The sequence below is a fragment of the Rhodococcus sp. CX genome, assembly GCF_015865005.1.
GTDB lineage: Bacteria > Actinomycetota > Actinomycetes > Mycobacteriales > Mycobacteriaceae > Rhodococcus.
The window spans coordinates 17,655-19,647 of record NZ_JADZGH010000088.1 but is presented as its reverse complement, the minus strand read 5'-3'; the positions used below and the strand labels follow the sequence as shown (position 1 = coordinate 19,647).

The 1,993-nt window shown below is 70.3% G+C and carries 2 protein-coding genes and 1 pseudogene; 1 reads left to right on the top strand and 2 read right to left on the bottom strand.

Annotated elements, in window-relative coordinates; translation table 11 throughout:
• Nucleotides 1–2: 2 nt before the first annotated feature.
• Complete coding sequence (locus I0Q12_RS09540; RefSeq protein ID WP_197251697.1) at nt 3–1,196, top strand: ROK family transcriptional regulator; 1,194 nt, start codon at nt 3–5, stop codon at nt 1,194–1,196.
• A gap of 13 nt (nt 1,197–1,209) precedes the next feature.
• On the opposite strand, the gene I0Q12_RS09535 is transcribed toward I0Q12_RS09540, so the two are convergent.
• Nucleotides 1,210–1,596, bottom strand: a complete 387-nt coding sequence (locus I0Q12_RS09535) for a glyoxalase/bleomycin resistance/extradiol dioxygenase family protein (protein ID WP_197251696.1) — start codon at nt 1,594–1,596, stop codon at nt 1,210–1,212.
• A 110-nt stretch (nt 1,597–1,706) separates the two neighbouring features.
• Nucleotides 1,707–1,993, bottom strand: a pseudogene (locus tag I0Q12_RS09530) (DUF1992 domain-containing protein); the annotation flags it as partial.

Genomic DNA, 1,993 nt, shown 5'->3' with positions numbered 1-1,993 from the left:
TCATGACCCGAGCGACCCGATCGATCGCCCCCGCGACTGCAGGTGACGTGTTCGCGCTGGTGCGCGCCGGCACCGCGACCACTCGCACCGAGATCGGGCAGCTCACCGGGCTCTCCCGCACCGCGGTGGCCTCCCGGGTCTCGGCCTTGCAGGCGCTCGGGCTGGTCGTCGAATGCGAGGAGGGTCCGTCCACGGGCGGCCGTCCGCCGGCGACCCTCACGTTCGGGGTCGACGCCGGCATCGTCCTCGTCGCCGCGATCGGCCGCAGCCGCACCCAGCTCGCGGTCTGCGACCTGGCCGGTCGTCTGTTGTGTACCGACGACGTGGAACAGGAAATCGGCAACGACCCCGAAGACCTGATGCCGCTCGTCGCCGCGCGTCTCGGGGCGCTGCGCGACACCCTCGGCCCGGAACGCCCGAAGACCGTCGGAATCGGTGTCGCTCTGCCCGGCACCGTCGACGTCGACCGGGGCTGCAGCCGCAACTCACCGACGATGGCCGGGTGGGACGGCGTGCCGCTGCAGCCCTATTTCGCCGCTCTCGGCGACGTGCCGATCTTCGTCGACAACGACGCCAACGCCATGGTGCTGGCCGAGCGTTTCGGTGAGCGGCGCAAGTTCCGCGACATGCTGCTCATCAAGGCCTCCACCGGGCTTCGTGCGGGCATCGTCTCCGGTGGTGTGCTGCAGCGCGGCGCGGTCGGCGCGGTGGGGGAGATCGGTCATACGAAAATCGCTGCGGCGCAAGGCGTCGTGTGCCGCTGCGGCAACGTCGGGTGTGTCGAGGCCGTGGCCGGCGGCTGGGCGCTGGTTCGCGACCTGGAGGCGCTGGGCCGCAGCGTCACCCACATCCGCGACGTCGTCGAACTTGCCGGCAACGGAGACTCCGAGGCGCGCAGACTGATCCGCGACAGCGGCAGACGCATCGGCGAGGTGGTCGCGGGCGCGGTCAACCTGCTCGACCCCGAGGTGCTCGTGGTCGGGGGAGACATGGCCGGCGCCTACGACGTCTTCGTCGCGGGCATGCGGGAAACCTTGTACGGCAACGCGATTTCCACGGCGACGCAGACGTTGCAGATCCTGCCCTGGGCGTACGGCGACCGGTCCGGCATGATCGGGTGCGCCTCCATGACGCTGGATCAGGTGCTCAGCATCGGGGCCGTCGACCGGATGGTCGCGGACCTCGTACGGCGGTGACCGGCCGTCGCGTTCAGCTCATCTCGGCCCGTACCCGTTCGCTCAGTTCGATCACCTGCACGTAGTTGCCGTCCGGGTCCACAACCGTGCCGAACCAGCTGCCGTCGCGGTCCTCCAGCGGCGACAGCCAGGTCGCACCGAGGTCGTCGAGCCGTGCCGCGATCGCCGGAGCGTCGGTGACCTCGATGTTGAGGATCATCCGCCCGGGCTCGGCGTTCTTCCCGCCGACGTCGTCGCGCCGGTCGAGCATGAGGTAGAAACCGTCGAAATCGAGCACGTCGTACGCGGGTTCGCCCGGGGTGCGTTCGACCTTCGGCGCCAGTGCCGCGACGTACCAGTCGCGGAGCCGTTCCGGGTTGCTGCTGGCCAGAAGGATGCTGCCGATCGTGGGTGCGCTCATGTCCGCTCCTCGTCGCTCGGGCACGGCCGGTGCCGTGCACCTCGTACCAGGAACAGACCGGCAACCTGAGCGGAACTCATCGCGTCGAACCCGCCGGCGATCGCACCCCGTCACCCTGAGGCGAAGAGCCTCCGCCACCAAGAGATGCGCGCGGGAGGCGCCGGCACCGGATTCGCCGCGGGCCGATCCACGCGCTGTGCGATCGCGGCACGCCGATCCGCGCGCCACTGCTGCACCGTGTCGTCGGAGTCGACGAGGTGCAGCGGCACGGGCAGCCGGTCGGGTGCGCGCAGGCAGTCGACGATGCGCCGGTTCAGTTCCGCGACGACCTCGCGCACACCGTCCTCGGTCGGGATGTCCCGCACGGTCTCCGGCAGCCGTTCGATCTCCTTGCGCA